Below are 26,207 nucleotides of genomic sequence, written 5' to 3'. Positions count from 1 at the left end.
AGGATCCCATCCTCAGCCGACATGCAGGTTTATCTCTACGAGGACAACGGTGATGTCCATATGTGCTGATTACGCACATATCTTGTGAGCTCGCGCTACTGTTGCTCGCACCGCACTCCCTTTATTCTTCGTCCTGTCGCTTATCACCACAGGAGAAGAAAGCATGTTGCATCCCACCATTCGCACCATCGCCGGCGCCTCTGCGCCCGTCTCGCTTCAAGCTGCCGGCACCGCGCTGCTGGTGATTGATTTCCAGGACGAGTATTTCACCGGCAAGATGCCGATTCCCGACGGCATGGCGGCGCTGAACAACGCCAAACGTCTGATCGCTTTCGCCGATCAGCACAAGATGCCGGTGTTTCACGTACAGCACGTCACGCCAGCCGGCACACCGGTCTTTGCCGTTGACGGCGCTACGGTTGCCATCCACAAGGACATCCAGCCTGCAGCCCACCATGCCCTGGTGCAAAAAAGCTCGGTCAGCGTGTTTCCGACCACCGATATCGATGCGCGCCTGAAAGCAGCCGGTATCAAGACGCTGATCATCAGCGGCCTGATGACGCACGCTTGCGTCGCCGGCGCCGCCCGCGACGCCGCCCCTGCCGGTTATGACGTGATTGTCGTGTCCGACGCCTCGGCGACGCGCGACATCGATGCACCCGGCGGCGGCGTGATTGCCCATGATGTCCTGCATCGCACCGCGCTGACGACTGTTGCCGATACCTTCGGCGATGTGCTGAGCACCAACGCCGTTCTCGAATTGGCAGTGAAATAAGACAAACCCGGCGGCAACGCCGGTTTCTGGACGCTTACATTAAGGATCATCACCATGAAATATCTCGCAACAGCATTACTGCTCCTGGCTGCGGCCGGTATCGCAACAAGCAGCGTGGCAAAAACGGCCAAGGCCATCCCGCAGCCGCTGGTCTCTTTCCCGGCAGCCGACCTGAAATGGCGCGAGTTGCCGGGTACCGGCGGCATCAAGGTTGCAGACCTGCGCGGCAGCATCACCGGCAAGGGTCCTTATGACGCCTTCGTGATTTTCCCTGCCGGCAAAGACAACCCCTATCACCTGCATACACGCAATCTGCCGACCGTCGTGCTCAAGGGCACGTTCTATGCGGTCATCGACGGCAAGCGCATTGAGTATCCGGCCGGTTCTTTCTACAACCTGCCGGCAGACATGCCGCACTACAGCGGTTGCACCAAGGCCGAAGACTGCCTGCTGTTCCAATACCAGGACAATCATTTCGACCTGGTGCCGGTTGAAAAAAAGTAAGTTCGCATTGCGATAAAAAAGGCTTCACCTTTGCGGGTGTAGCCTTTTTGCTTTCCGGCCGCTCAGAACCTGTTTGCGATCTGTAGCGAGAGGCCATCAGCCGGTGGCGGACGGAGCGGAAGAACCGGAGTGGTCTTGAGACCATGAGGATTCTGAGCACCGCCCGACGCCGGATCATGGCCTCGCAGTAAGATCGCAAACAGGTTCTCAGAACTCCCAGCGCGGCGTGGCGTAATACGCCGTCAGGAAATCGACGAAGGCGCGCACCTTCGGCGACAGGTGATGATTCTGCGGGTACAGTACATAGAGGTCGCGCGACTGCAACCGGTATTCGGGCATGACCTCCACCAGGTCGCCGCGCTTGATATCCTCATGCACGACGAAAGTCGCCGACGCCGTCAAGCCCATGCCGGCGCGCGCCGCCGCGCAGACGATCAGGCCGGTGTTGGCCTGTACGTTGCCGGCCAGGCTCACCAGTTGCTCTTTGCCGTCAGGTCCGACGAACACCAGTTCGGTGGTCTGCAGCGCCAGCGAATACGCCAGGTAGTTGTGCTGCAACAGATCCCCGGGCTCGCGCGGCACGCCGTGTTTTTTCAGATAGGCCGGCGAGGCGACCAGGGCCATGTCGCTGGTCGCCAGGCGTTTGGCGACCAAGGTCGAGTCAGGCAGGCTGCGCGTGATGCGCAGTCCGACGTCGAACTCTTCGCTGATGAGATCGACGAAGCGGTCGTTGCACACCAGGTCGATCTTCAGCTCGGGATAGGCTTGCATGAATTGCGGCAGCCAGTTCGGCACTTCCAGCGTGCCGAACACCATCGGCGCATTGACGCGCAGCACGCCTGCCGGACGCGCCTGATGATGCGACACGATGCGCGTGGCGTCTTCCACCTGATCGATGATGTCGATGCAGCGCTGGTAGTACAACTGCCCGACTTCGGTCAGGGAAAAGCGCCGCGTGGTGCGGTTGAGCAATTGTGCGCCGAGCAGGTCTTCGAGCTGGCGCACCTGGCGCGAGACGACCGTATGAGAAATGTCCAGCGCATCAGCTGCGGCAGAAAAACCGCCGTTTTCGACCACGCGTCTGAAGATGCGCATTGCCGCCAGTTGGTCCATGAATCCCCCTGTTTATCGGTCGCCTCGACTACCTATCGAAATATGCCGTCCGCCAGCGGAAATCCCTTGAGGAATTCCGCTGCGGGCAAACGCTTGCCGCCGGGTTTTTGCAGTTCCGTGATCTGCAGCACGCCGGTGCCGCAAGCCACTTTGACGCCGTCGTGGGCGTTGGCGGCGAGGATGCTGCCCGGTGCGGCCGAGGTCGTTTCATCGACGGCCTGCGCCTGCCACAGCTTGACCGTGACGTCGCCGAACTGCGCCGAAGCGCCGGGAAAGGGATTGAACGCGCGAACCTTGCGCGCCAGCACCTGCGCCGTTTGGGTGAAGTCGAGCGCGGCTTCTTCCTTGCTGATTTTGGCGGCGTAGTTGGCGCCCTCTTCCGGTTGCGACGTTGCCGGCAATTGGCCCTGCTCCAGTTTTTGCACGGCATCGACGATCATCCTCGCACCCAATGCGGCGAGCTTGTCGTGCAGGGTGCCGGTGGTGTCATCCTCGGCAATCGGCAAGGCTTCCATCAACAGCATCGGTCCGGTGTCGAGGCCTTCTTCCATTTGCATGATGGTGATGCCGGTTTCGCTGTCGCCCGCTTCGATGGCGCGATGGATCGGCGCCGCGCCGCGCCAGCGCGGCAGCAGGGAACCATGGATATTGATGCAGCCCAGGCGCGGGATATCCAGCACGCTGCGCGGCAGGATCAGGCCGTAGGCGGCGACGATCATGATGTCGTGCGGCGTATTGCGCAGCAGTTCGTGCGCTTCGCGCGCGACCTCGGGATATTTGCCGTCCAGGCGCAGCGACACCGGCTGCGCCACCGGCGTGCCGTGCGCGAACGCGCATTGCTTGACCGGCGAAGCGTGCAGCTGCATGCCGCGGCCGGCAGGGCGATCAGGCTGGGTCAGGACCAGTGTGATGTCGTGGCCTGCCGCGTACAGCGCTTCGAGCGCAGCGGCGGCGAATTCGGGGGTTCCGGCGTAGATGATTTTCATGGCGTTATTACTCGATCAGACTCGTTCAAAGATGGCGTTTCTTGTGCGGCGCTTTGGAAAACGCAAAGTCGTAGACGCTGTTGGGCAACAGGCGCAGCATTTTGGCGACCACGCCCATTTGCCAGGGGATCACGCGATAGCTGTCGCCTGCCGCGATGGCCGCCAATGCCTGCACGGCGAATTTTTCAACCGGCATCAGGAAAGGCATGCGGTAGTGATTGACCTGCGTCATCGGCGTATCGATGTAGCCCGGCGCAATCGTCACGACCTTGATGCCGCTGGCGCGCAATTCGATGCGCAGCGATTCGCAATAGCTGATCACCGCAGCCTTCGATGCACTATACGCCTCCGCGCCGGGCAGGCCGCGAATGCCGGCGACGCTGCCGATGCCGACCAGGCGGCATTGCTGCGGCTGCGGCGAAGCTTTCATGCCGACGATGAAAGGATGGAAGGTGGCGACGGTGGCGGTCACGTTGGTGGCGATGATGCGTTCGAAGACCGGAATGTCTTCGACATATTCGGTCAGCGTGCCTTGCGATACCCCGGCGTTGGCGATCACCACATCGGCGCCGCCGGTCGCGCCGATGAAGTCCTGTGCGGCCTGATGCAAGGCAGCGTGATCGGTGACGTCCAGCGCGTAGAGGTGATGCCGTTCGGGGTTGGCCAGGCCGGCGCGGATCTGCGCCAGCGTTTCCTTGCGGCGCGCGACCAGGCCGAGCACGGCGCCCTGCTGCGCGTAAGCTTTCGCCAGGGCGGCGCCGATGCCGCTGGAGGCGCCGGTGATGAAGACTCGCTGCATGAAATCCCCTCAGTTCGATAGTTCACAATGACGCAACACTGAAATGATGCGGGCGGAACAATAAAGACGGCGTCAATACAACGCAGATACCGCGACAGCCAATAAAAACGGCCCGTCCTCTCGCGAGCGACGGACCGTGTTCGGTACGGTGAAGCTTATTTCTTCTTGGCTGGCTTGGCCGCTTCAGCCGGCTTTTCGCTGCCTTTTTCCGCAGCCAGCTTGGCCACCAGATGATCCATGACTTGCAGGGATGCAGCTTGTTGCATGGACTCAGGCTGATTGGCCATCGAGGTGCCGGCGATCGAAGGCGAGGTCAGGAAACGGCCGTCGATGGCGATCGTCGGCACGCCGTCGATCTTGTAGGCCTCCTGCAATTGCGCGGCGCGGCGGACCTTGGTCTGCACGCCGAAGGAGTTGTACAGGTCGAGGAACTTCTGCTTGTCGATGCCCTGTTTCTCGATGAATTCCAGGATGGTCTTGTCGGTGTCGACGCGTTGGCGATCAACGTGGATGGCCTGGAAAATCTTCGGATTCATTTCCGCCGTCTTGCCCATGGCTTCCAGCGTGTAGTAGAGCTTTTGCTGGGGAATGAAGGACTCGCGGAAGGCAACCGGCACTTGCTTGAAGACAATCTTGTCGCCCTGCTTTTTGACCCAGGCGCTCAGCGACGGATCAAAGGCTGCGCAGTGCGGGCAGCTGTACCAGAAGAATTCGGTGACTTCGATCTTCTTGCCGGAATCGGTCGGCTGGGCTTGCTCCAGCGTACGATAATCAGTGCCGTTTTGCGGATTGGCAGGAGACGCGCTGACCGAAACGGCCAGCAAACCCAGGCTGATGGCAGCGAGAGCATGGCGGAACAAACGCATAAACTTAACCCCTTCTCAAGGTGCGCAAGCACTGTGGAAGCAAACAGATCCCGACAGTGGCGAAGCGCAAATAAACGATCAATTAAAAATTATTTTGGAATGCGCACGATGGCTGCATCGATGCCGCTGTCAGACAACTTGCTGCGCATCCGGTTCACTGTTTCCGATTGTCCGATGGGGCCGATACGCACGCGATACAAGGTGCCGTTGTCGGACGGACGCTCGCTGACCTTGGCTTCGAATCCCAGCAGCGCCAGCTTGGCGCGTGCGTTCTCGGCGTCGGCCTGTTCACGGAAGGCGCCGGTCTGCAGGAAATAGGTCCACTTGTCGTCGGCGGCGCTTTCCGATTTGGCAGGCTGATCCTTGGTGATGGCGGCCAGCTTGTCCTTGTCTTTCGGCACGTCGGCGGTCTTCGGCGCATCTGTCGTCTTTGGCGGCGTGTCCGGTTTCTTGGCGTCGGCAGCCGGCTTCTGATCCGGATCCTTCGGCGCCGGTGGCGCTTCCTTGGTAACGTCCTTGTTGCCGTACAGCGGCTTGTTCGGATCGGCGGCCTGGCCCGGCGACAGTTCGGTGCGTTCCTGCTTGGTCACCTTGTTGACGAAGGGGATCGGCGACTTGGTGATCATCAGCGCCACCACCACGGCAATGCCGAGGCCGACGATGAGACCGAGAATGAGACCGAGGAAGGTGCCGCCGGCTTGCTTGCGAAGATTTGCTTGGTGTTGTTTCACTTGTGTATTCATCTGCAGAGTTACATTCTTGACGGAGCGGATACGCCGATCAGCGCCAGACCATTGCGCAACACCTGGCGCGTGGCGCTCATCAATGCCAGACGCGCCATCTTGGTAGGGACGTCGTCGACCAGCACGCGTTCTGCATTGTAGTAGCTATGCAACTCGCCTGCCAGATCGCGCAGATAGAAAGCCACCTGATGCGGCCCCAGCTCTTGCAGGGCATGCGCCAGCGCTTCCGGATATTCGGCCAGCTTGGCCAGCAGGCTGACTTCGCGCGGAGCGGTCAGCGGCGACAGGTCGGAGACCTGGTCCAGCGTGGCGTCGTCGCCGGCCCATTGCGCCAGCACCGAGCAGATGCGCGCATGCGCGTACTGCACGTAGTAGACCGGGTTTTCATCGTTACGGGTCAGCGCGACGTCGACGTCGAACACGAATTCGCTGTCGGCCTTGCGCGAGATCAGGAAGAAGCGCACGGCGTCGCGGCCGCGCGTCAGATCGCCAGCGTCCGCTTCAGCGCCGTTCGACCATTCGATCAGATCGCGCAAGGTGACATAGGAACCGGCGCGTTTGGAAATCTTCACCTCTTCGCCGTTCTTCATCACGGTGACCATCTTGTGCAGCACGTAGTCGGGATAGCCTTGCGGAATGCCGACATTGGCCGCCTGCAGACCGGCGCGCACGCGCGCGATGGTGCCGTGGTGGTCGCTGCCCTGGACGTTGATGACCTTGCCGTAACCGCGCTGCCATTTGGTGATGTGGTAGGCGACGTCGGGCACGAAATAGGTATAGGTGCCGTCGGTCTTTTTCATGACGCGGTCTTTGTCGTCGCCGTAGTCGGTGGTCTTGAGCCACAGCGCGCCGTCCAGCTCATAGGTCTTGCCGGCCTTGATCAGCGCCTCGACCGCGGCCGTCACCTTGCCCTCGGTGTAGAGCGAAGACTCCAGATAGTAGTTGTCGAACTTGACGCCGAAAGCCTGCAAGTCCAGATCCTGCTCGCGGCGCAGATAGGCCACGGCAAAACGGCGGATCGATTCGATATCTTCGACGTCGCCGCTGGCGGTGGCCGGTTCGCCATCGCTGGCGGAGACGGTTTTCTTGGCTTTGAAGTCGTCGGCGATGTCGGCAATGTAGTCGCCGTTGTAGGCCGATTCCGGCCATTCGGCGTCGCCCGGCTTGAAGCCCTTGGCGCGCGCCTGCACGGAAGTGGCCAGCGTGGCGATCTGCACGCCGGCGTCGTTGTAGTAGAACTCGCGCAAGACGTCGTAGCCCTGCGATTGCAGCAGCGCCGACATGGCGTCGCCCAGCGCGCCCTGGCGGCCGTGACCGACGTGCAGCGGACCGGTCGGATTGGCGGAGACGAATTCGACCAGCACCTTCTTGCCGGCGCCGGCCGTGCTCTTGCCGTATTGCGCGCCCTCGGCCAGGATGGTCTTGACCACGGCCTGCTTGGCGGCGTCGGCCACGCGCAGGTTGATGAAACCGGGGCCGGCGATGTCGGCCGACGAAATCAGCTCTTCGCGGCCGGGCTGGGACAGCACGCCATCCACCAGCGCCTGCGCCAGTTCGCGCGGGTTTTTCTTGAGCGGCTTGGCCAGTTGCATGGCCAGGTTGCAGGCGATATCGCCATGCGACGGGTCGCGCGGGCGCTCCAGCGTGACGGTCGGCGTCAGGTCGGTGCCGGCGATCAGCGGCGCCAGCGCGGCCTGGAATAATTCGGTGATGCGTTGTTTTTGTTGAGCAAGCATGGGAACAGATGGGGTCGGCGACGAGGCTGCCCGGAAACCGGCAACGCACTGCGCACAGGAATATATAAACCCCGGATTATACCGGCTTGGCGCTACTCATATGCAGCAGATGCGATTACAAAACCGGTTATCCGCGTTGCCATGGGAACAACAAATCCTGTGCCGTATTTATCGCCGTCGCATCAGAAGTTGCTGCAAGAAGCTGAAGACCAATGCCTCGGACTGCGCATACTGACGCGCGTCGAGCATCCCGTGCCCGCCGTCCTGCTTCTCCAGGTACCAGACATCCCGGTGCCCCTGGCCGTGCATCAATGCCGCCATCTTGCGGGCGTGGCCGGGATGCACGCGGTCGTCGTTGGCGCTGGTGGTGAACAGTACCGGCGGATAAGCTGCGGCGGCGTCCACCCGGTGGTACGGAGAATAGGCGATCAAGGTGACCGCCTCTTGCTCGTCGTCCGGGTCGCCATACTCGTCAATCCAGACCGACCCCATATGCAGGTGCGGGTAACGCTGCATGTCCAGCAAGGCGCCCTCGCACACCACCGCGCCGAACAGATCGGGGCGCTGCACCATGCACGCCGCTACCAGCAAACCGCCGTTGCTGGCACCCTGGATACCGAGTTGCGCCGGCGTCGTCAGGCCGGCGGCAATGAGATCCTCGGCGACGGCAATGAAATCGTCGAAACAACGCTGACGCATGTCCCGTTGCGCAGCCTGATGCCATTGTTCGCCGAATTCGCCGCCGCCGCGGATGTGCGCCTCGACGTAGATGCCGCCCGCCTCGAGCCAGCCGATGGCGGGGCCGACCAGATGATGCGGCTCGAGGATGACGCCGAAGCCGCCGTATCCGGTCAGCAGGCAGGGCGACGCGGTCTCCCCCGCCAGCCGCCCGCGCGCCCCGACCACGACATACGGTATGCGCGTGCCGTCGGCGGAACGGGCATTGCGGCGGCAGATATCCAATGTGCTTGCGTCGAACGGGGCCGGATCGCTGCCGATCAGGGTGCGCGCGTTCAAATGATCCCACGCGACAGGCGCAACCAGGTCGGCCAGCCAGTATTGCGCCGGCGCCAGATAGCCGGTCAGGCTGACATAGACATCGTCATTGAGCTCGGGAGCGACCGCCGAGACCGTGACATGCGCATGACCGGGCAAGGCCAGGTCGCAGCGCGTCCATGTCCATGCACCATCGGCCCCCTGGAGCGGGCTGTGGATAAGCACCATGCTCTGCAGATCGTTCAGATAAGACACCAGCAAATGATGTTTGGCGCCTTGCCAGTTTGCTGCCGACGTCTCGTCGGTGGGCGAGAATAAAACGGTGAGGGACGACCAGTCATGTGCGAGGAATTCTTTGTCCCGCACCGCCAGCAGCGTGCCGCCGGGGTATGACACACCCTGGCACTCCCATTCCTGCCGCAGCGAGAGAATCAGCCAGCCGTTCCAGTATCCGCCATGCACCCAGGCCGGCAATGCATAAGCCTGCCACTGACCGTCCGCGTCCATGTAGTACGCATGCTGGTCGAAGAAATCGACACCGCGCAAGGCCTCGTGGCGCTGCGTATGCGGATCGAACCAGACATACACTGAATCGTCCTTCGCTTCGCCGCTGAACACAACGGCGGCGTCCTGCACTGCGGTTCCCCGCGACCAGCGCCTGGCTTGATACGGAAAGCCGCAATGCGTGAGCGGCGACTGCGTATCGTCGCCCGCATCCCACAGGACATAGAGCGTATTTCTGTCTATCCATGATGCCGAATGATTCCCGGCGTGCGGCAGGGAAAAGCCGTTGTCGACAAAGGCGCGGGCATCGATATCGAATTCACGCATGACGGTCGCATCCGATCCGCCGGGAGAAAGGATGACCAGCGCCCGGTCGCCGTCCGGATAAAGAATCTGGCAATCAATCAGTTGCCATTCGACGCCTTCGCTCTCGCCCAGCGCATCGATATCCAGCAGGTCCTGCCACTGTCCGGCGCCGGCGCGCCAGTCATCCCACCGCATGCGACGCCACAATCCCCTGGGATGGTCGCCATCTACCAGGACATCGTAGGCGTAGTCTTGTTCGCGTTGCGGCGTGACGGGCAAATCCCTGGGCAGGTAAGCACGTTCCAGCCGCGGCCTGATCTGTTCGAAGACAGGCGCATCTTGCCAGCGCTCGCGCGTGCGTTGATTCTGTTGTGCGATCCACGCCAGCGACGCCGGCGTATCGGTTTCAAGCGATAAATAAGGATCGGGATGAGAGGGCCATGAGGGCAAGAGAGACATAAATTAAAGGATCCATAAAATGATTCCCCTCCCTGAATTCCGAACGCGCCGTCTTTTTATTTTTATATGTCGCCAACAAAACGGCGATGCAAGCTGAACGCAAAAGCAAGACTGCCGGCGCTACGCGGCAGGAGCGCCACCGGCGACCATCATATATCAACCGGATCCACTTCCAGCGACCATTTGGCGCGCGTCTTCATCTGCCGCAGCACATCCAGCCAGTCGCGCAGGAAGGCTTGCAACGCCGGCCGCGAGGCGCATTCGATCAGCAATTGCGCGCGCTCCACATTGGCCACACGCGTCATGGTCATGGGAATCGGGTCGTTGATGGTGATGCCGGGATGCTCCAGGCAGCCGGCGGCGTCTTTCAGGAAGCTCAGGGCGGTATCGATCTCGGCGGCTTCCGCACGCAGCAGCGCCTGGTAGATGAATGGCGGCAACGCCGCCTGCTGGCGTTCTTCCAGCAGTTGGGTAGCAAAACCGTCGTAATCGTGCGCGGCCACTGCGCCGTAGAGCGGGTGATGCGGATAGCGGCTCTGGATCAGCACCTCGCTGGGCGAGCCGCCTTCTTTTTGCCCAGCCCGGCCGGCGCGGCCGGCGACCTGCATCAGTTGCGCGAACAGGCGCTCGCTGGCGCGATAGTCGTGCGAAAACAGCGCCGTGTCCGGGTTCATCACGCCGACCAGGGTCAGGCGCTTGAAGTCGTGGCCCTTGGCGACCATCTGCGTGCCGATCAGGATATCGACTTCGCCGCGATGCACGCTGTCGAATGCATTCTGCGCCGCGCCTTTGAGCCGGGTGGAATCGGCGTCGATGCGCAAGACGCGCGCCTCGGGGAACATCGCCTGCAAGCCTTCCTCGACGCGCTGCGTACCGCGCCCCAGCGGTTGCAGGTCGACGTTGCCGCAGGTCGGGCAGGCTTTGGGGATGTACAACTCGAGGCTGCAATGGTGGCAGCGCAGGCGCCGCTCCGGCTTGTGCAACACCATGAACGAGGTGCAGCGCATGCAATTGCTGATCCAGCCGCAAGCGTCGCAGTTGAGCACCGGCGCATAGCCGCGGCGGTTGAGAAACAGCAGCGATTGCTCGCCGCGTTCCAGCCGCAGCTTCAGCGCCGCGACCAGGGTCGACGTCAGACCGTCGTTGGGACGATCGCGCTCCATGTCGATCATTTTCACTTTGGGCAGGACGGCGTCGCGCACCGCGCGTTCGCGCAGTTGCAATTTGCGATAGCGCCCGGCCTGCGTGTGCTGCCAGGTTTCCAGCGACGGCGTGGCCGAGCCCAGCACCACCGGAATCCCCAGTTGATGCGCGCGCCACACCGCCAGGTCGCGCGCGGAATAGCGCAAGCCTTCCTGCTGCTTGTAGGACGGGTCGTGCTCTTCGTCGATGACGATCAGTTTGAGATGCGGCAGCGAAGACAGGATCGCCAGCCGCGTGCCGAGCACGATGCGCGCCTGCCCCTGATGCGCGGCCAGCCAGCTGAGCGTACGCTCGCCCTCGGCCAGGCCGCTATGCAGGCTGACCACGTGCACGCCGGGAAACCGGGCGCGGATATTCGATTCGAGCTGGGGCGTCAGGTTGATTTCCGGCACCAGCACGAGAATCTGTGCGACCTCGCCCGCCGCTTCGCTTTGCGCCAGGATGCGCGCCGCCGCCTGCAGGTAGACCTCGGTCTTGCCGCTGCCGGTCACGCCGTACAGCAGCAAAGGCGCAAAACCCTGCGCCGTGGCGATGGCGTCGACGGCCTCCTGCTGTTCCGGCTTCAATTGCGGCGTATTGACCGGACTGCCGTCATGGCCGGCGCTCAGCTTGCCCAGTTTCTTCAGGGCGCGATCCAGAGCGGTCGTGGTGAGGGTGCGCAGATTCTTCGGCAGGCCGGGCAGCGCGACCTCGCCCAGCGGGCGCTGGTAGTAATCGGCGGCGAAGCTGCACAGCGCCCGCCATTGCGCCGACAACGGCGACAGTTGGCTGCGTACGGCGATGACGTCCTTGAGTTTGTCCTGCGGTACGTCGGTCCGGTCCGCCAGGCCGACGATCAGCCCCGCCACCTCACGCCGACCGAAGGGCACGATCGCCAATTGCCCGACTTGCGGTTCGGCCTCGTCGGCGACCCGCTGCCAGCGATAATCGAAAACTCTGTCAAGGGGAGTATCGAGGGCGATCTGAAGGATGCGTTGTTCCACGAACTTAATGTAATTCCTGAAAAGGTGACCTAACTAACGGTTTCATAACTACTTTTTCAACTATCCACACAAGCTGTGGATAACTTTGTGCACAACTCGGCCTTGACAAGGTTTTCCCCAGACTGGATGCGGGTTTCAATAAATTGCCTAAATCAAAAGCAAAATTTAATTCCTTTAAAATCAATCGTTTACAAAACTCGCTGCCAGCCATAAAAATAATTTTTAATTTTTTATTATTGCCGCGCATCAAAGTAATTTTGTGCATAAGTCCAGATATTCCGCACTAAAACGGCATCACCGCGAGATCGTCCGCACCAGTTTCTGTCAAGCAAAATTTGTCAGTAAACTCCCGACAAGCCGGTAGGAATTCCTGAATATTTCTCAAGTAAAACTTGAAAAGTACACGTAACCCACGGTTTCATAAGTGCTTTTTCAACTATCCACAAATCCTGTGGATAACTTTGTGGGCAAGTCCCTCTTGACAGCCCTGCGGCCCACATTTCATGCGGGTCTCGATAGTTTGCACAAAACCCATGCAAGAAACAAACACGTTTAAAATCAATGACTTGGGCGATTCACAAATCGAAGGAATTATAAATATGGATATGAATGATTCCTGCTAAGAAAAGCCCCGGCTTTGTGCATAAGTGATGGCAAATTATCAAAATTCGCCTCGTTTTCATGCGGGTGAGTATGTGCTCGTCTTCCGCCAGGAATCTTCACCTTATTGGCGCAGCTCGCGGCTGATGCTGTGGACGGCTTCCACCAGCACGGTGACGGCTTCGGGAGGCGTGAATTGCGAAATACCGTGGCCGAGGTTGAAGACGTGGCCGTTGCCGGCCGACGGTGCGCCGAACGAAGCCAGCAACTTGCGAACCTCCGCCTGGATCTGCGCGTGGCCGGCAAACAGGACGTTCGGATCCAGATTGCCTTGCAAAGCGACCTTGTCGCCGACCCGGCGACGCGCGTCCGCCAGATTGACGGTCCAGTCGAGACCGACGGCATCGGTGCCGATCGCCGCAATTTGCTCCAGCCAGAGACCGCCGCCCTTGGTAAACACGATCGCAGGAATCGTGACGCCATCTTTTTCGCGCTTGAGCTGGCGCATGACCTCGGCCATGTACTGGAGCGAAAACTCCTGATAAATGCCGTCGGCCAGCGCACCGCCCCAGGTGTCGAAGATCATCACGGCCTGCGCGCCGGCGTCGATCTGCGCGTTCAGGTAGGCCGCCACCGCAGCGGCATTGGTCTTGAGGATGTGATGCATCAGATCCGGACGGTCGTAGAGCATGGTCTTGACGGTGCGGAAGTCGTCCGAACCGCCGCCTTCGACCATGTAGCAAGCCAGGGTCCAGGGGCTGCCGGAAAAACCGATCAGCGGCACGCGGCCGTTCAGCTCGGTGCGGATCTGCGTCACGGCGTCGAACACGTATTGCAGACTGCCCGGTTCGGGCGCCTGCAAGGCCATGACGGCTTTTTCGTCGCGCAACGGGCGCTCGAATTTCGGGCCTTCGCCGTCGGCGAAGAACAGGCCCAGTCCCATCGCATCCGGCACGGTCAGGATATCGGAGAACAGAATCGCGGCGTCCAGCGGATAACGCTCCAGCGGTTGCAGCGTGACTTCGGTGGCGTAATCAGGATTCTTCGCCAGCCCCAGAAAGGAACCGGCGCGCGCGCGCGTGGCGCGGTATTCCGGCAAATAGCGGCCGGCCTGACGCATCAGCCACAGCGGCGTGTAATCGGTCGGCTGACGCAGCAAGGCGCGCAGGAAGGTATCGTTTTTCAGCGGAGCAAATTGGGACATGAGCGATCGTGTGGAGCAAGTCGGCAATCCGCTATTATCGCACTCAAACGGCAAATCAGAGACCTTGCCCCGGCCGGCCATGCAATCATTTTGGCCTGACGGATTGATGACGGGAAACCTGCGTGATATCGTCGTCGCTCAATAAAATAATCAGGAGGATGACATGAAAAAATGGTTGATTGCGTTCGGCTTGCTGTGCGCCGGCTTATCCATGCAGACGGCACAGGCGGCGGAAGGCAGCCGTCTCGACGAAATACTCAAGACCGGCAAGTTGCGCGTGTGCATGACCGGCGATTACAAGCCGTTCACTTATTTCAAAACAGACAACAGCTTTGAAGGCATCGACGTCGATCTGGCGCAATCGCTGGGCAAGGCGCTCGGCGTTGAAGTCCAGTTCGTCAAGACGTCCTGGCCGACGTTGATGAACGATTTCCTGTCCAAGTGCGATGTCGCCATGGGCGGCGTATCGGTCACGCTGGACCGTCTGAAGAAGGCGTCGTTCGCCGCGGCGCACATGGTCGACGGCAAGGCGCCTATCGTGCGCTGTGCAGACGCTGCGAAATTCCAGACGCTGGACATGATCGACAAGCCGGCAACGCGTGCGATCTTCAATCCGGGCGGCACCAACGAACGTTTTGCACGCGCCAACTTCAAGCAGGCGCAACTGGTCTTGCATCCGGACAACGTGACGATTTTCCAGCAGATCGTCGACGGCAAGGCCGACGTGATGGTGACCGATTCCAGCGAAGTCCTGTGGCAAGCCAAGCTGCATCCCGAGCTTTGCCCGATCAATCCGGACAAGCCGCTGCAGTTTGCCGAAAAGGCCTTCATGCTGCCGCGCGCGGATGTCGCCTTCAAGGAATTCGTGGATGCCTGGATGCACATGCTCAAAGCGACCGGCGACTACGAGCGCATCGTCAACAAGTGGCTGCATTGAGCTTCTTGTAGCAGGTCGACCGGTCGAATCCCTCGCAGGTATTCCGGGTTCGGCCTGGCCGCCTGGCATCGGCGACCTTGCTCCTGCTTCGGCGCACCCTGTCAGTATTTGAAGCGAGCGTGCTTGCCCATGCTGCCGTCGATGGCCGCAGCAAGTTGATCCGCCCATAACAGTACGCCGGACGCCGACGGATGATAGCCGTCGATTGCCATCAGCGAACGGTCGCGCGCATTGCTTTGCACGGGAACGAAAATCGTCTGCGGCCGCGCTGTCGCCAGCGACTTTGCAGCCGCACTGAGCGCGCTCGCCTTCAATCCGAGCACGTGACGCAAGGGCTGCGGCAGCGCCGGAAACAGATGCAGCGGCGGCACGCCGGCGATGACCAGCAAGTCAGGCTGCAGGCGCTGCTGCACCAGTTGCATCAAGGTCGCCAGATCGTCCCGGTAACGGGCGCTGCTGCGAAAGGCGGTGCTGTCGTTCACGCCAAAGGCAATCAGCACCACATTCACCTTCTTGTCCGGCAGTTGCGGCGCGACGTCACGGATGGCGTCTGCAACTGTCGCGCCGTTTTTACCGAAAGCAGTCCAGCTTACCGGACGCTGCCAGTGCCTTGCCAGCTTGTGCGCCAGTTGCGCAGTGATCGCCTGTTCCTGGGTGTCGACGCCGACACCGGCCACCGGCGACTCGCCGATGGCGAGCAGCGAATACGGCGCAGCTTCGGGCGACATCGATTGCGCAGGAAGACCGACTCCATGACGCTCGCCCGCCGCTTCCGGCATGCGCGGCGTAACACGCCGCGTGCGTTTGCCCTGCACCAGCAGCCAGGGCAACAGGGGCAGCGCGAGGATTTCCGGCAGCCAACGTCGCATGCTTATTTGACCTTGAGGTCGAGGAGTTCCTTCTTGGCCGGCGGATAGGTCAGCTGCATGTCTTGCAGGGTCTCGAGCACGATGTTGGCGATCACCAGGTTGCGATGCGTCTTGGAGTTGGCCGGCACCACATACCAGGGCGCGTGATCGGCGTCGGTGGCCTGAATCGCCTGGCTATAAACCTTCTGATAGTCGTCCCAGCTCTTGCGCTCTTCGAGATCGCCGAGTTCGAATTTCCAATGCTTGGTCGGATCGTCAACGCGCTCCTGCAGACGCACGCGCTGCTCTTCCTTGGAGATGTGCAGGAAGCATTTGATGATGACGGTGCCGGTCTCGCTGAGCATGCGCTCGAAGTCGTTGATGTGCGCGTAACGGCGCTTGCATTCCGCCGCATCGATCCAGTCGTGCACGCGCGTGATCAGCACGTCTTCGTAGTGGCTGCGATTGAAGACGGCCAGCTCGCCTTGTTTCGGCACCTGCTGATGGATGCGCCAGAGATAGTCGTGCTGCTTCTCCAGCGTGCTGGGCGCCTTGTAGCTGACGACCCGTATGCCCTGCGGATTGACGCTGCCGAACACGCCGCTGACGGCGCCGTCCTTGCCGCTGGTGTCCATGCCTTGCAGCACCACCAGCACCTTCTTGTCGTTCGCAGCGTACAGCTTAGCCTGCAATTCGCCGATCTGCCCCGCGATACTCTGGACCTGCAACTTGTCGGCTGCTTTGTCGCCGCTGGAAAGAGATTTGAGCGCTGCGTTCTCGTCTTTGATCTCGGTTTTCTTTGTCGCTCGGAATTGCTCGCGGATGCTCACACTGGTCTCCTTGATTGCGGATGGATACGGGTCATTCAACCCATGGAAGCGCTTGGACTACAACACGCCGTGCGTGATTCCCATGGCGTGATCGATCTTGATGCAGCGGTCCATGACGACTATCAGGCCTGCCGCTTGCGCCTTGGCCGCAGCGGCTTCGTTGACGATCCCCTGCTGCATCCAGACGCAGGCGGCGCCGATGGCAATCGCCTCGTCGACCACCGGCGGGATATCGGCCGACTTGCGGAAACAATCGACGATGTCGATTTTCAGGCCGGCAGCGGCGAGCGCCTGTGCCGCGTCCTGCAAATTCGCATGACAATATTCGCCCAGTATCTGCGTACCGGCGTACATGGGATTGACCGCGACGATGCGGTAGCCGTGGTGTTGCATATAGGCGCTGACGTCGTAGCTGGGACGGTCGGGGCGATTCGAGAGCCCGACGACGGCGATGACAGGTTTTGATGCGGTACTTGCATTCATGGATGATGGCTTTCTTCATGGTGCACGGCGTTCCACTGTACCTCATCAGCAATCAGCCTGCAGCGCCCTCTCCCTGCCTAGCCCATGCAAGCCGGCGTGCATGCAATTGCCAGCACGCATAGTCAGGACGCTGAAGAAACAAACGCTGATGGCAAGAATCCTGGCGCAATGATGCGGAAAATAAAAAAGGCAGCCGAAGCTGCCTTTCTCATTGATGCTGATGACTGATCGCGAAATGCTTGCAGTGCCTAGCGAATTAACGCTTCTGACGCAGACGTTGAATCGCAGCCAATTGCGCTACTGCAGTCGCCAGTTCGGCTTGTGCTGCGGCGTAATCGATCTTGGAATCGCGGTTTGCCAGAGCTTCTTCTGCGAGTTTCTTCGCAGCGCTTGCCTTGGCTTCGTCCAGATCCGAACCGCGGATTGCGGTATCGGCCAGAACGGTCACGCAGTCAGGTTGCACTTCCAGCAAACCGCCGGCGACGAAAACGAATTCGTCTTGCGCCTGGCCAGGAATCTTGATGCGTACCGCACCTGGCTTGATGCGCGTGATCAAGGGGGTGTGGCGAGGATAAATCCCCAGCTCACCCGCTTCACCCGGCAACGCGACGAATTCTGCCTCGCCGGAGAAGATTTCTTCTTCGGCGGAGACTACGTCAACGTGAATAGTATGTGCCATGTCGTTTCCTATCCGTTCAGCCGCCTTGCCCGGATTTCAGGCAAGGGCGACATCACGAGAATCAAGAGATCTTAGTTGATCTTCTTGGCCTTTTCGATTGCTTCTTCGATCGTGCCAACCATGTAGAACGCTTGTTCCGGCAGGTGATCGAGTTCGCCGCTAGCGATCATCTTGAAGCCCTTGATCGTGTCTTTCAGCGAAACGTATTTACCTGGGGAACCGGTAAACACTTCAGCGACGTGGAACGGTTGCGACAGGAAACGCTGCATCTTGCGAGCACGCGCGACCAGCAGCTTGTCTTCCGGAGCCAGTTCGTCCATACCCAGAATCGCGATAATGTCGCGCAATTCCTTGTAGCGTTGCAGAATACCTTGAACAGCGCGTGCTGTTTCGTAGTGTTCCTGACCAACGACTTGCGGATCCAGCTGGCGCGATGTCGAATCGAGCGGATCGACCGCAGGGTAGATACCCAGCGAAGCGATGTCACGCGACAGAACGACGGTCGAATCCAAGTGGGCAAACGTGGTTGCAGGCGACGGGTCGGTCAAGTCATCCGCTGGAACGTAGACGGCCTGGATCGAGGTGATCGAACCGGTCTTGGTCGACGTAATACGCTCTTGCAGACGGCCCATTTCTTCAGCCAGGGTAGGTTGGTAACCCACTGCGGAAGGCATACGGCCCAGCAGCGCGGAAACTTCGGTACCGGCCAGTGTGTAACGGTAGATGTTGTCGACGAAGAACAGAACGTCCTTGCCTTCATCACGGAAGCCTTCAGCGATCGTCAGACCGGTCAACGCCACGCGCAGACGGTTGCCCGGCGGTTCGTTCATCTGACCGTAGACCATGGCGACCTTGGAGTTTTCCGGAGTTTCCAGATCCACAACCTTGGCGTCGGCCATTTCGTGATAGAAGTCGTTACCTTCACGGGTACGCTCACCGACACCGGCAAACACGGACAAGCCGCTGTGCGCCTTGGCGATGTTGTTGATCAGTTCCATCATGTTCACGGTCTTGCCCACACCCGCGCCGCCGAACAGACCAACTTTACCGCCCTTGGCGAACGGGCAAACCAGGTCGATAACCTTGATGCCGGTTTCCAGCAGTTCTTGCGATGGCGACAGTTCGTCGTATGCAGGAGCCTTGCGGTGAATCGTTGCTGTTTGTGCGTGGCTCACCGGACCGCATTCGTCGATCGGGTTACCCAGCACGTCCATGATACGACCCAGAGTAGCCTTACCGACCGGCACAGTGATGCCCTTGCCGGTGTTCTTGATTGTCATGCCGCGACGCAGACCATCCGAAGTACCCAGTGCAATGGTACGCACGACACCGTCACCGAGCTGTTGTTGCACTTCCAGCGTCAGTTCCGAGCCTTCCATCTTCAAGGCGTCGTAAATCTTAGGCATCGCGTCGCGTGGAAATTCAACGTCCACAACAGCGCCGATACACTGAACGATTTTGCCATCAGCCATTTTCGTTCCTTCAATATATAAAATTAAATACTGTTACGCATCTCTGCATTACGTCGTTAGACCGCTGCCGCACCGGCGACGATTTCGGACAGTTCCTTGGTAATCGCTGCCTGACGAGTTTTGTTGTAGACCAACTTCAACTCGCCGATCACGTTACCGGCGTTATCGCTTGCTGCCTTCATCGCCACCATACGGGCCGATTGTTCGGACGCCATATTTTCAGCCACCGCCTGGTAGATCAGTGCTTCAACATAACGCACCAGCAACTCGTCCACCACGCTTTGCACATCGGGTTCGTAGATGTAGTCCCACGAATGCGCGCCTTCGTCTGCCTGCAACTGGTCGCTCGAGAGCGGCAACAGTTGCTGCAAGGTCGGTTCCTGGCGCATCGTGTTGATGAATTTGGTATAGACCAAATAAACCGCATCCAGCTTGCCTTCCTGGTAAGCATCGAGCAGCACCTTGACGGGGCCGATCAGCTTTTCCAGGTGCGGCGTGTCGCCGACCTGAACCACGTGCGACACCACTTTGGCGCCGATACGGTTCAGGAAACCAAAGCCCTTGTTGCCGATTGCAACGGTTTCGACTGCATTGCCTTGCGCTTCCAGTTCACGGATCTTCGCAGTGGTCAGACGCAGAGAGTTGGTGTTCATGCCGCCGCACAGACCTTTATCGGTCGTGACGATGATGAAACCCACCTTCTTGGCGCTGTCCTGCTTGACCATGAACGGATGCGTGTACTCCGGATTGGCCCGCGACAGATTGGAAGCGATATTACGAATCTTGTCACTGTAGGGACGCGCCGCATGCATCCGGTCCTGCGCCTTGCGCATTTTGGATGCTGCGACCATTTCCATCGCCTTGGTGATCTTCTTCGTATTTTCTACGCTTTTGATCTTGCCACGTATCTCTTTACCTGTAGCCATGAGATTGACTCCTTATAGCTTCAGTTGAGATTAGTACGCGCCGGATTTTTTGAAATCGGCAATCGCAGCGGCCAATGCTGCTTCAGCATCTTTATCGAGTTGCTTGGTGTCTTCGATCTTTTGCAGCAGGGCAGCGTGGCTGGTCTTCACAAAGCTGTGAACACCGGCTTCGAATGCCAGCACCTTCTTGACTTCGACGTCGTCCAGGAAACCCTTGTTGACGGCGAACAATGTCACAGCCATCAGGGAAATCGACAGCGGCGAGTATTGTGCCTGCTTCAACAGTTCGGTCACGCGTGCACCGCGGTCCAGCTGCTTGCGGGTTGCTTCGTCCAGGTCGGAAGCGAACTGCGCGAACGCAGCCAGTTCACGGTACTGCGCCAGGTCGGTACGGATACCGCCGGACAGGCTCTTGATGACCTTGGTCTGAGCAGCGCCACCGACGCGCGACACCGAAATACCGGCGTTGATCGCAGGACGGATACCGGCGTTGAACAGCGATGTTTCCAGGAAGATCTGACCGTCGGTAATCGAAATCACGTTGGTCGGAACGAATGCGGACACGTCGCCGGCTTGTGTTTCAATGATAGGCAACGCTGTCAGCGAACCGGTCTTGCCCTTGACTTCGCCGTTGGTGAACTTCTCGACGTAGTCAGGGTTGACGCGTGCTGCGCGCTCGAGGAGGCGGCTGTGGAGGTAGAACACGTCGCCTGGATACGCTTCACGGCCAGGTGGACGGCGCAGCAGCAGGGAAACCTGACGGTAAGCAACCGCTTGCTTGGACAGATCGTCATACACGATCAGCGCGTCTTGACCGCGATCGCGGAAGTATTCGCCCATGGCGCAGCCGGAGTAGGCCGACACGTATTGCATCGCTGCCGATTCCGAAGCCGAAGCTGCCACGACGATGGTGTAATCCATCGCGCCGTGCGACTCCAGCGAGCGCACGATGTTCTTGATCGACGATGCTTTTTGACCGATCGCGACGTAGATACATGTCACGTTCTGGCCCTTTTGATTGATGATCGCATCAATCGCAACAGCAGTCTTGCCGGTTTGACGGTCACCGATGATCAGTTCGCGTTGACCGCGGCCGATAGGCACCATCGAGTCGATCGACTTCAGGCCGGTTTGCATCGGCTCGGAAACCGATTGACGGGCGATAACGCCCGGAGCGATTTTTTCGATCGGGGCTGTCAGCTTGGCGTTGACCGGACCCTTGCCGTCGATCGGCTGACCCAGCGCGTTGACCACACGGCCGCGCAGTTCAGGACCGATAGGCACTTCCAGAATACGACCGGTGCACTTGACAGTGTCGCCTTCAGAAATGTGTTCGTACTCGCCCAGAATAACGGCGCCCACGGAATCGCGCTCGAGGTTCAGCGCCAGACCGAAAGTGTTGCCTGGGAATTCCAGCATCTCACCTTGCATCACGTCAGACAGACCATGGATACGGCAGATACCGTCGGACACGGAAATAACCGTGCCTTGATTGCGAATCTCAGCGGTATCGCCAAGGCCTTGAATCCGGCTCTTGATCAGCTCGCTGATTTCAGATGCGTTGAGTTGCATACTAACTCCTAAAAAATTTTCTATCGCTTAGGCTGTTACGCCAAGGCCCTGGCAATTAATTACGCAGCCAAAGCAACATGTAACTGTTGCAGCTTCGCGCGCACCGAGGTATCGAATACTTCGTCACCGACCACTACGCGCACCCCGCCGATCAAAGCATTGTCCACCTTGACGGTTGGCGTCAGCTTGCGACCGAATTTCTTTTCCAGCGTGGCGACCACATCCTTCAACTGCGCATCGGACAATTCAAACGCGCTGGTGATTTCTGCATCAGCGGCGCCTTCCTGTGCGTTTTTCAGCGTATGGAATTGTGTGGCGATTTCAGGCAACAGCGTCAGACGTCCGTTCGCCACCAGTGCGCCGACGAAGTTGTTCGCTTCGACGCTCAATGGTGTTTTCAGAACGGACGCAAACGTGGAAGCAATCTGCGCATCCGACAGTGCCGGGTTTTGCGCAATGGCTTTCACGTCAGGATGCGCTGCAGCTTGCGCCATCTCGGAAACGAGATCAGCCCAAGCCGACAGACTGCCGGCTTTGGCCACGCGGAACAGGGCTTCTGCATAAGGGCGAGCAATCGTTGCGAGTTCGGCCATATTACAGCTCTGTTTTCAGTTGGTTCAGCAATTCGGCATGCGCCGCTGCATTGACTTCACGCTTGAGGATCTGCTCGGCGCCTTTGACCGCGAGGGTCGCAACTTCGCCACGCAAGCCTTCACGCGCTTTGGTCACTTGCTGCTCTGCATCCGCCTTAGCATTGGCGATGATGCGCGCTGCTTCTTCGGAAGCGGTCTTCTTTGCTTCTTCAATAATCAGCTGAGCACGCTTTTCAGCGTCACCGATACGTTTCTGGCCTTCGTCGCGTGCTGTTGCCAGCTCTGCCTGAACGCGCTTTTCAGCGGCAGCCAGGTCAGCCTTGCCGCGGTCAGCAGCAGCCAAGCCGTCCGCAATCTTCTTCGCGCGCTCGTCGAGCGCCTTGATCAACGGCGGCCAAACGAATTTCATCGTAAAGCCGGCGAGGATGAAGAAGACCACGAACTGCGCAAACAATGTTGCATTTAAGTTCACGGTAATTTCCTTCTCAGAATATCGTGTGCCGAATCAAGCAATCCGGCAAAAGTGAGAATCGGCTATGCCGCCCGAATTACTTCGCGATGAACGGATTTGCAAATGCGAACAACATGGCGATACCAACACCGATCAGGAACGCAGCGTCGATCAGACCGGCCAGCAGGAACATCTTGGTTTGCAGTGTGTTCATCAGTTCTGGCTGACGTGCAGATGCTTCGAGGTACTTACCGCCCATGATAGCGATACCGATACAAGCACCGATAGCACCCAGGCCAATGATCAAACCGCAAGCCAAAGCAACGAAAGAGACATCAGTCATGACAATTCCTTAGAAAGTTAAAAGTTAATACAAAAATCAAAAACAAACCAAAAAGCTAAAACCGTACAGCAGCCTTGTTAGTGCGCCTCATGCGCCTGGCCGAGGTAAACCAGTGTCAACATCATGAAAATGAATGCTTGCAGCAACACGATCAGGATGTGGAAAATTGCCCAGATCGAACCTGCGATGACGTGGCCGACAAAGCCGAACGCCGTAGCAGCCGAACCCAGCAATGCGATCAGCAAGAACAACAGCTCACCCGCATACATGTTGCCGAACAACCGCATGCCCAGCGACACGGTCTTTGCAGCAAATTCAATAATATTCAGAAGCAGATTGAAAGGCGCCAGCCAGATGCCGAACGGCGCAGCAAACAATTCATGGATAAAGCCGCCTGCACCCTTGATCTTGACACTGTAATACAGCATCAGCGCCAGCACGCCCAGAGCGATGCCCAGCGTACCATTCAGGTCGGCGGTAGGAACGATGCGGTGATGGATTTCTTCCATGCCGGCCAGACGCATGATGCCCGACACCAGGTCGACAGGCAGAAAGTCCAGCGAGTTCATCAGCGCAACCCAGACGAACACGGTCAATGCGAGCGGCGCGATGAAAGTACGGTCGCCGTGCACGATGGCCTTGGATTGGTCCTCAACCATTTCGACAACCATTTCGACGAAAGCCTGGAAGCGGCCCGGCACACCCGAAGTCGCCTTGCGCGCAGCCACATACATCAGCAGGCAACCGACCACGCCGCAGAACACCGACCAGAAGATGGTGTCCACGTTGATGATCGAGAAATCGACGATCTTGCTTTGGTGTTGCGAAGAGAAGTGTCCGAGATGGTGGACGATGTATTCTGAAGCTGTGGGCGCGTGATCGGCTGCGGTCATGGTCGATGTCTAAACAGTAAAATTAAGTAACTTTTAAGCACCACGATGAAGCTCAGCACAAATGCGAGCCAATTCACATCGCGATACAACCAAACAACTGCGCCCATGAGCGCAAGAGTCGTAGCAATCTTGATAAATTCCCCGAACAAAAACGTCATCGGGTTAGCCCCACCAGGCTTGCGAGCACTTGTATAGAGACGCAGGGCGAACAGGCCGTTGGGGACAAAGCAGCAGATCCCCCCCAGCAATGCCGACCATAACGCAGATACGCCGCCCAACAAACCAGCTGTACATGCAGCGACGACCATGGCCACAAGCTGCAGAAGGATGATGCGCAGCATATATATCCAATATCGTGCAAGCCGCACTCATTATGAGCAGACGGCGGTTTAGAAGCCCGGCGATTATAATTGCTTGCGTCCGGATTCGTCAAACTTTTAACGCACGATCAAGGCGTTATATCGTCAAGTTGCATGTCAGATGTGAGCTTTAACACACAGCTGCATAATGGGGCAAAATTGGGCAAATCGCGATTACCTGCAAGGTAATGCGGACGACTACGAAGATCACCGAATAATCTGACACCCGACTGACAAAAACGCGATCATTCGGCAGGAAAAACGATAAGCAAATACAGATGAGACTATTATTATTGGAATCGCAACACATCAGGTTGGCGCGGCTGGCGGGGATCGAACCCACGACCCTTGGCTTCGGAGGCCAATACTCTATCCACTGAGCTACAGCCGCATCGGACGTGAACGTCGAAGAGGGATGAAGGATACAGTTTTTCCCTTGGCGCGTCCACGCATAGCAACTATTTTCCGTTCCCAACGAATTACATTGTGTCTATAATCAAAGGTTGGGCGAGACAACGCTTCTCTAAACAGTAATAGACACTGATTTGCAGCACAAAATCAGGATAACGCTTTCGAAGAATATTGCACTGAGGGAACGAAACATGAGCGACGCACATCAAGAGCACGAATCCGCAATCAAGACGCCAAAACAACTGATTGCCGCTGTATTGGCCGGTTTTTTAGTCCCCATCATCTGCATCGTACTCCTGGTGCAATACGTCACAAACGCTCAAAAGACCGGCGCCGGCTCGGCCAGTCAGACGCCTGAAATGGTCGCCGCGCGCATCAAGCCGGTCGCCGACGACGGCTTCACCTTCCGCGATGCCAACGCTCCCAAGCAGTTGCTGAGCGGCGAAGAAGTATTCAAATCCACGTGTGCCGCCTGCCACGCAGCAGGTGTTGCGGGTGCGCCGAAAGTCGGCGATCCGGCAGCCTGGAAGGCACGCATCAGCGAAGGTTACGAAAAGCTCTTGTCGCATGCGCTCAACGGTCTCAACGCCATGCCGGCCAAGGGCGGCAATCCCGACCTGGATGACGTCGAAATCGCCCGCACCGTGGTGTACATGGCCAATCAGTCCGGCGCCCAGTTCAAGGAACCGGCGACTCCGGCTCCCGCCGCTCCGGCTGCAGGCGCTGCTGCTCCGGCAGCCGATGCTGCAGCCCCGGCAGCGCTAGCCGCAGAACCAAAGAAATAAGTCGATTGCCCTCATCTGGCGCGATCACATCGCGCTGATCCCGGCGTCGACAGCTAGTAAAAAGCCCCGCAATGCGGGGCTTTTTTATTGCCGTCACCGGTTACCGAAATCGTCTTGACGACTCAATCGGCAATCAAATCCGATCAACGCTGTTGCGGCTCCGCGACGAAAATCTCCACGCGGCGATTCCGGGCGCGGTTGGCTTCGGTGGTATTGGCTACCAGCGGCTCATGCGAACCACGACCGTCAATATTGAAACGTCCCGGCGACACGCCGCGCGCAGTCAGGTAGTCACGTGTGCGGGCGGCGCGCTCCATCGACAGCGGATTGTTGATGGCATCGCTGCCGGTGCTGTCGGTGTGGCCGATGATCGTCACGTTGGTTGCAGGATTTTCATTCAAGGTGGCGGCAAACTTATCCAGCACGGCGCGGAAGTTCGGCTGGATGTCGGCACGGCCGGTGTTGAAAGAGATATCGCTGGGGATTTCCAGCTTCAGACGATTGTCCTGAGTCTGCGTGACTTGCACGCCGGTGCCTTGGGTAGCCTGCTCCATGGCGCGCTTCTGATTTTCCATGCGTGTCGACCAGACGTTCCCGATCACCGCACCAAGACCGGCGCCGATCGCAGCGCCTGCAGCGGTACGCCCGCCACCGCCGCCACCCGTTGCCGCACCGAGAATGCCGCCGATACCCGCGCCCACGCCGGCGCCGGTCGCCGTGCCACGCTGGGTCGCGGACATGTCGGCGCAGCCGGTCGCCGCCAAGGCCAGCGCCAATGCACCAATAGTCAATTTACGCATAGTGATTCCTTCTTTCTTCTTTGCTTTGATGGCGGCAAACATGGGTGT

Annotated in this window: 28 protein-coding genes, 1 tRNA gene and 1 other RNA gene; 5 read left to right on the top strand and 25 right to left on the bottom strand. The window is 59.0% G+C overall.

The genetic code is table 11. The features are described 5' to 3' along the window. The first annotated feature begins 163 nt into the window (after positions 1-163). Together AKL25_RS03755 and AKL25_RS03750 are read left to right on the top strand one after the other, a co-directional pair. Positions 164-775, top strand: a complete 612-nt coding sequence (locus AKL25_RS03755) for an isochorismatase family protein (protein WP_050476307.1) — start codon at positions 164-166, stop codon at positions 773-775. A 54-nt stretch (positions 776-829) separates the two neighbouring features. Then, positions 830-1,279, top strand: coding sequence for a cupin domain-containing protein (locus AKL25_RS03750; protein ID WP_050476306.1), 450 nt, complete (start codon positions 830-832; stop codon positions 1,277-1,279). 59 nt (positions 1,280-1,338) lie between these two features. Here AKL25_RS03750 and AKL25_RS23645 read toward each other — a convergent pair. From AKL25_RS23645 to hemE, 11 genes are all read right to left on the bottom strand, one after another. Beyond that, a non-coding RNA gene (locus AKL25_RS23645) (sX9 sRNA) lies at positions 1,339-1,424 on the bottom strand. A gap of 62 nt (positions 1,425-1,486) precedes the next feature. After that, positions 1,487-2,392 carry a LysR family transcriptional regulator gene (locus AKL25_RS03745; RefSeq protein WP_050476305.1) on the bottom strand — a complete coding sequence of 302 codons (906 nt, stop codon included), beginning with the start codon at positions 2,390-2,392 and terminating at the stop codon, positions 1,487-1,489. A gap of 32 nt (positions 2,393-2,424) precedes the next feature. Continuing rightward, positions 2,425-3,378 (bottom strand): methionyl-tRNA formyltransferase, encoded by a 954-nt coding sequence (gene fmt / locus AKL25_RS03740; protein WP_050476304.1) that lies wholly within the window; start codon positions 3,376-3,378, stop codon positions 2,425-2,427. A gap of 25 nt (positions 3,379-3,403) precedes the next feature. Then, the gene (locus tag AKL25_RS03735) at positions 3,404-4,177 is read right to left on the bottom strand and encodes an SDR family oxidoreductase (RefSeq protein ID WP_050476303.1); all 774 of its coding nucleotides are present in this window, start codon (positions 4,175-4,177) and stop codon (positions 3,404-3,406) included. A gap of 155 nt (positions 4,178-4,332) precedes the next feature. Continuing rightward, on the bottom strand, positions 4,333-5,043 hold the full coding sequence (locus tag AKL25_RS03730) for a thiol:disulfide interchange protein DsbA/DsbL (protein ID WP_050476302.1): 711 nt from the start codon (positions 5,041-5,043) through the stop codon (positions 4,333-4,335). Between the two features lie 89 nt (positions 5,044-5,132). Next, positions 5,133-5,786: an SPOR domain-containing protein gene (locus AKL25_RS03725; RefSeq protein WP_050476301.1), complete on the bottom strand. Its 654-nt coding sequence runs from the start codon at positions 5,784-5,786 to the stop codon at positions 5,133-5,135. 8 nt (positions 5,787-5,794) lie between these two features. Then, complete coding sequence (gene argS, locus AKL25_RS03720; RefSeq protein ID WP_050476300.1) at positions 5,795-7,522, bottom strand: arginine--tRNA ligase; 1,728 nt, start codon at positions 7,520-7,522, stop codon at positions 5,795-5,797. Between the two features lie 168 nt (positions 7,523-7,690). Continuing rightward, positions 7,691-9,787 carry a prolyl oligopeptidase family serine peptidase gene (locus AKL25_RS03715; protein WP_050476299.1) on the bottom strand — a complete coding sequence of 699 codons (2,097 nt, stop codon included), beginning with the start codon at positions 9,785-9,787 and terminating at the stop codon, positions 7,691-7,693. A 149-nt stretch (positions 9,788-9,936) separates the two neighbouring features. Further along, positions 9,937-11,973 carry a primosomal protein N' gene (locus tag AKL25_RS03710; protein WP_050476298.1) on the bottom strand — a complete coding sequence of 679 codons (2,037 nt, stop codon included), beginning with the start codon at positions 11,971-11,973 and terminating at the stop codon, positions 9,937-9,939. A 4-nt stretch (positions 11,974-11,977) separates the two neighbouring features. Beyond that, positions 11,978-12,238 (bottom strand): hypothetical protein, encoded by a 261-nt coding sequence (locus tag AKL25_RS24085; RefSeq protein ID WP_157050474.1) that lies wholly within the window; start codon positions 12,236-12,238, stop codon positions 11,978-11,980. A 459-nt stretch (positions 12,239-12,697) separates the two neighbouring features. Next, positions 12,698-13,777, bottom strand: a complete 1,080-nt coding sequence (hemE, locus tag AKL25_RS03705; RefSeq protein ID WP_050476297.1) for a uroporphyrinogen decarboxylase — start codon at positions 13,775-13,777, stop codon at positions 12,698-12,700. 163 nt (positions 13,778-13,940) lie between these two features. Here hemE and AKL25_RS03700 point away from each other — a divergent pair, with 163 nt between their 5' ends. Next, positions 13,941-14,714 carry a transporter substrate-binding domain-containing protein gene (locus tag AKL25_RS03700; RefSeq protein WP_050476296.1) on the top strand — a complete coding sequence of 258 codons (774 nt, stop codon included), beginning with the start codon at positions 13,941-13,943 and terminating at the stop codon, positions 14,712-14,714. 101 nt (positions 14,715-14,815) lie between these two features. On the opposite strand, the gene AKL25_RS03695 is transcribed toward AKL25_RS03700, so the two are convergent. The 3 genes from AKL25_RS03695 to AKL25_RS03685 are packed head-to-tail and all read right to left on the bottom strand — an operon-like array spanning position 14,816 to position 16,875. Continuing rightward, positions 14,816-15,583, bottom strand: coding sequence for an SGNH/GDSL hydrolase family protein (locus AKL25_RS03695; RefSeq protein WP_050476295.1), 768 nt, complete (start codon positions 15,581-15,583; stop codon positions 14,816-14,818). Between the two features lie 2 nt (positions 15,584-15,585). Next, positions 15,586-16,392, bottom strand: coding sequence for a PPK2 family polyphosphate kinase (locus tag AKL25_RS03690; RefSeq protein WP_050476294.1), 807 nt, complete (start codon positions 16,390-16,392; stop codon positions 15,586-15,588). A 57-nt stretch (positions 16,393-16,449) separates the two neighbouring features. Next, positions 16,450-16,875 (bottom strand): CoA-binding protein, encoded by a 426-nt coding sequence (locus tag AKL25_RS03685; RefSeq protein WP_050476293.1) that lies wholly within the window; start codon positions 16,873-16,875, stop codon positions 16,450-16,452. A gap of 84 nt (positions 16,876-16,959) precedes the next feature. Between AKL25_RS03685 and AKL25_RS24530 the strand changes: the two genes are divergently transcribed. Next, positions 16,960-17,103, top strand: a complete 144-nt coding sequence (locus tag AKL25_RS24530; RefSeq protein ID WP_157050473.1) for a hypothetical protein — start codon at positions 16,960-16,962, stop codon at positions 17,101-17,103. Between the two features lie 28 nt (positions 17,104-17,131). Here the strand turns inward: AKL25_RS24530 and AKL25_RS03680 are convergent, their stop codons facing one another. The 10 genes from AKL25_RS03680 to AKL25_RS03635 form a co-directional block, all read right to left on the bottom strand. Further along, positions 17,132-17,554, bottom strand: coding sequence for a F0F1 ATP synthase subunit epsilon (locus tag AKL25_RS03680; RefSeq protein ID WP_050476292.1), 423 nt, complete (start codon positions 17,552-17,554; stop codon positions 17,132-17,134). A gap of 71 nt (positions 17,555-17,625) precedes the next feature. Beyond that, positions 17,626-19,026 carry a F0F1 ATP synthase subunit beta gene (atpD, locus tag AKL25_RS03675; protein ID WP_050476291.1) on the bottom strand — a complete coding sequence of 467 codons (1,401 nt, stop codon included), beginning with the start codon at positions 19,024-19,026 and terminating at the stop codon, positions 17,626-17,628. Positions 19,027-19,082: 56 nt separating this feature from the next. After that, the gene (gene atpG, locus AKL25_RS03670) at positions 19,083-19,952 is read right to left on the bottom strand and encodes a F0F1 ATP synthase subunit gamma (RefSeq protein ID WP_007883111.1); all 870 of its coding nucleotides are present in this window, start codon (positions 19,950-19,952) and stop codon (positions 19,083-19,085) included. 30 nt (positions 19,953-19,982) lie between these two features. Continuing rightward, complete coding sequence (atpA, locus tag AKL25_RS03665; protein ID WP_050476290.1) at positions 19,983-21,524, bottom strand: F0F1 ATP synthase subunit alpha; 1,542 nt, start codon at positions 21,522-21,524, stop codon at positions 19,983-19,985. 59 nt (positions 21,525-21,583) lie between these two features. Continuing rightward, positions 21,584-22,117, bottom strand: a complete 534-nt coding sequence (locus AKL25_RS03660) for a F0F1 ATP synthase subunit delta (protein WP_050476289.1) — start codon at positions 22,115-22,117, stop codon at positions 21,584-21,586. A gap of 1 nt (position 22,118) precedes the next feature. After that, on the bottom strand, positions 22,119-22,589 hold the full coding sequence (locus AKL25_RS03655) for a F0F1 ATP synthase subunit B (RefSeq protein ID WP_007883107.1): 471 nt from the start codon (positions 22,587-22,589) through the stop codon (positions 22,119-22,121). 76 nt (positions 22,590-22,665) lie between these two features. Further along, positions 22,666-22,911 (bottom strand): F0F1 ATP synthase subunit C, encoded by a 246-nt coding sequence (gene atpE, locus AKL25_RS03650; RefSeq protein WP_006461334.1) that lies wholly within the window; start codon positions 22,909-22,911, stop codon positions 22,666-22,668. Between the two features lie 77 nt (positions 22,912-22,988). After that, entirely contained in the window at positions 22,989-23,804 is an 816-nt protein-coding gene (gene atpB / locus AKL25_RS03645) for a F0F1 ATP synthase subunit A (RefSeq protein WP_050476288.1), read from the bottom strand. Continuing rightward, entirely contained in the window at positions 23,801-24,145 is a 345-nt protein-coding gene (locus AKL25_RS03640) for an ATP synthase subunit I (RefSeq protein WP_050476287.1), read from the bottom strand. The genes atpB and AKL25_RS03640 overlap by 4 nt, the downstream gene beginning before the upstream one ends. A gap of 333 nt (positions 24,146-24,478) precedes the next feature. Then, positions 24,479-24,554: transfer RNA gene (locus AKL25_RS03635), tRNA-Arg, on the bottom strand. Between the two features lie 211 nt (positions 24,555-24,765). Here AKL25_RS03635 and AKL25_RS03630 point away from each other — a divergent pair. Beyond that, complete coding sequence (locus tag AKL25_RS03630; RefSeq protein WP_050476286.1) at positions 24,766-25,359, top strand: c-type cytochrome; 594 nt, start codon at positions 24,766-24,768, stop codon at positions 25,357-25,359. A gap of 143 nt (positions 25,360-25,502) precedes the next feature. Here AKL25_RS03630 and AKL25_RS03625 read toward each other — a convergent pair whose 3' ends face one another. Then, positions 25,503-26,159: a YiaD family glycine zipper/OmpA-like lipoprotein gene (locus AKL25_RS03625; protein WP_050476611.1), complete on the bottom strand. Its 657-nt coding sequence runs from the start codon at positions 26,157-26,159 to the stop codon at positions 25,503-25,505. Positions 26,160-26,207 lie beyond the last annotated feature (48 nt).

The organism is Herbaspirillum rhizosphaerae, from assembly GCF_001189965.1.
GTDB classification, from domain to species: domain Bacteria; phylum Pseudomonadota; class Gammaproteobacteria; order Burkholderiales; family Burkholderiaceae_D; genus Herbaspirillum; species Herbaspirillum rhizosphaerae.
The sequence above is the reverse complement of the archived record's forward strand: the minus strand, read 5'-3'. Positions and strand labels throughout refer to the sequence as shown.